A 2,086-nucleotide genomic window follows, 5' to 3' on the forward strand; every position below is an offset into this window, starting at 1 on the left:
ATTGAGTAAAATAATTTCGTGCAGCGAAAGTGTTGCCATTTGAAGAGTGGGGATGAAACCATGAACCAGAGTTTAGTGAGAGCCAGCAAGTCCTTAAATTAACACTTTTTCTTGTCATATCTCAATTTTTGCGACACAACCGATTTTTCTCTAGCCGAATAACTCTTATACACTGATATAATATATATCAGTGTATAAGAGTTATTCAAATAAATAGTTAGTTATGAGTGACAAAGTAAAGCTAGGTACTTTAATTAGCACCGATGAAAAAGCGCTTTTAGATAGTCTTGGTAAAACGCTGAAAATGAGACAAGGCGAGCTAATTGGTTATTTGTTGAAAAGCTATAAGCAGCAAAATAATCGCGATTTAGCTTTTTCTCTTGAAAGTTTTAATCTATCGGAATCTGAACAGCGTGAGGTTGAGAATGCTTTAGTTAATAGCGATAGTCAACTAAATGAAGTTGCTAAAGATGGTTTGCTACAGCGATCGCGCTATCTCAACAGCATTGCAGAAAAACAAGCACAATTGGAATCGATGAGTGATGAAGAGATGCAGAAAGCAACTTTTAAAGGTGCTGCTAATTTCAAAATCGAGCAAGCAATTAATAACATCATCGAACACAATAATTCTCAATCTGAGAAGTCACGTAAAGTTTGTATTACCAAGGGCATTATTTTTAAACTAACTGGCAGCAATCGTCAAACTATCAATAAGTATTTTGATGATCATGAAGTCATGATCGCCGACCACAATCTCAAACATTCCCTCACCGATTCCGACAATCGCAAGGGCAAAGGTTTTGACTGGGATAAGTTGCTAGGGGTGTAAATATGGCGATCGCTAGAATAGACAAGTTTATCGAACAGCTCAAACCCTTAACTACTCTCAAAGAAATTAAAGCATTATGTAATCACGAGCTTGACTATTTAAGAGATGAGCTATCCATAGATACTAAATACAGTAAGTCAGGCTTTCCAATTAGTGTATTTGGTGATGCTCGGAGGCTTAAAACTCAGATTTCAGCCTACCGTAAAGCAATCAAAAATCTTGAGACTAATTATCGCAACAGTATGTCTCAGGTAGTAAATGGCGAATCAGTAAGGGTACACAAAGCACTTAGATACTTTAATTTAGCCAAGCATGAAAAAAATGATGTCAATACTCGCGATCATACTAGAGTCAGACAAGACAAAACAAATCGCCATAGCTTTGATGCTGTAGCAGTAATTGAACAGGCACTTGAACTATTAGAATCCTTTAGCTACATCTCAAAAATTGCTGGTTTGTATCTGCTTACAGGTCGCAGACATGAAGAGATATTGATTACGGGAAAATTTGATGAACCTATATTCGATTCAGCTAGCGATTCACTAATTAGCGAATGGTTAGACTATGACATCGAGTCTGCTTTATTTTCTGGTCAGGTAAAACGTAAAAGCAAAGAAGATACTCCCTACAACATACCGCTACTCGCACCGTTGGACACAATTCAAACTGTTATCGAATGGTTGCGAATTAACAAACCTCATAAACCTGGTCAAAGACCCAAGGGCAGTAAAGAGCTAGGGGAAAAAGTGAGAAAAATATTTCAAGATACTAAATTATTACCCATACCTTCGGGTAAAGATATTTACCTTAATCCCCACAATTTGAGGTCTGCTTATTCTGCAATTTGCTGGCAACTTTATCGTAGCTCTGAGGCAACCTATAACTGTACAGAAGATTTGTTTGTTAAAGAAATTATGGGTCACGTGGAACAAACCACCGAATCTGCTCAAAGTTATCTTGACTATGAGTTAGACCATACCGAAGTTGAAAAGTTGCTGAATTATTATGCCTGAATGCGCGATCTGTATCTCTAGTTTTACAGCAGTTTTCAAATGAATAGACCACAATGCTCAAACCAACCAACAGCATCATCAGATGAAATGCACTCGTTAAGAAGGTTGTGTAGCAAAAGAGTGTATTAGGGTATAATTGATAAGTCAAGAAAAGTTTGAGGATTAAAAATTAAATGACAGTTTGGATAGCAGTAAAATGACCATTTTGCCAATCAACAGATGTAGTGAAAAATGGGAAATCAAA

At 36.8% G+C, this 2,086-nt stretch carries 2 protein-coding genes; both read left to right on the forward strand.

Annotation, left to right across the window (positions count from 1 at the left end):
- Positions 1 to 223: 223 nt before the first annotated feature.
- Positions 224 to 829 (forward strand): hypothetical protein, encoded by a 606-nt coding sequence (locus V6C71_27055; protein ID HEY9772121.1) that lies wholly within the window; start codon positions 224 to 226, stop codon positions 827 to 829.
- A gap of 2 nt (positions 830 to 831) precedes the next feature.
- Positions 832 to 1,842 carry a telomere resolvase gene (locus V6C71_27060; GenBank protein HEY9772122.1) on the forward strand — a complete coding sequence of 337 codons (1,011 nt, stop codon included), beginning with the start codon at positions 832 to 834 and terminating at the stop codon, positions 1,840 to 1,842.
- The last annotated feature ends 244 nt before the right edge of the window (positions 1,843 to 2,086 follow it).

The sequence above is a fragment of the Coleofasciculaceae cyanobacterium genome (assembly GCA_036703275.1).
Lineage (GTDB): Bacteria > Cyanobacteriota > Cyanobacteriia > Cyanobacteriales > Xenococcaceae > Waterburya.

What these genes read in the sequence shown, in the direction of transcription:
- V6C71_27060 (HEY9772122.1), top strand. Translation starts at nt 832, where the DNA reads ATGGCGATCGCTAGAATAGACAAGTTTATCGAACAGCTCAAACCCTTA.
- V6C71_27055 (HEY9772121.1), top strand. Translation starts at nt 224, where the DNA reads ATGAGTGACAAAGTAAAGCTAGGTACTTTAATTAGCACCGATGAAAAA.